We start from the raw sequence: 381 nt of genomic DNA, 5'->3' as shown, positions 1-381 counted from the left end.
TTGAGATGGTGCTTGATGTTTTGCAAGCCGATGAAGTATTGAAAGGCGCAGATCTTGTGATTACCGGTGAAGGGCAAATGGACAATCAAACTCTGCAAGGAAAGACGCCTTATGGCATTGCCAAACGTGCGAGCTTACAAGGCATTCCGACCATAGGGATTGCAGGTTCTTTAGGTACAGAAGTCGAAGCCTTATATGGTGAAATGAACAGCTTGTTTGGTACAGTGCGCTCTCCTCAGTCACTCGAGCAAGTACTGCGAGAAGCTGAATTGAACCTAACCAGAACGGCGAGGAACATTGCCTCAACTCTGAGGTTAGGCCATGCCATTTTTAAATAAACCGAAGTTATACATAGGCTTATTCGCAGTGAGGTTCAATAGG

1 protein-coding gene is annotated in these 381 nt (G+C 45.7%); it reads left to right on the top strand.

Annotation, left to right across the window (positions count from 1 at the left end; genetic code table 11):
- A partial coding sequence (locus tag AB4486_RS24050) for a glycerate kinase (protein ID WP_372119128.1) occupies positions 1-338 on the top strand: 338 nt, incomplete at its 5' end.
- Between the last annotated feature and the right edge of the window lie 43 nt (positions 339-381).

It is taken from the genome of Vibrio sp. 10N.222.55.C6 (assembly GCF_041473395.1).
GTDB classification, from domain to species: Bacteria; Pseudomonadota; Gammaproteobacteria; order Enterobacterales; family Vibrionaceae; genus Vibrio; species Vibrio crassostreae_C.
This window is presented reverse-complemented; position numbering and strand designations above follow the sequence as displayed.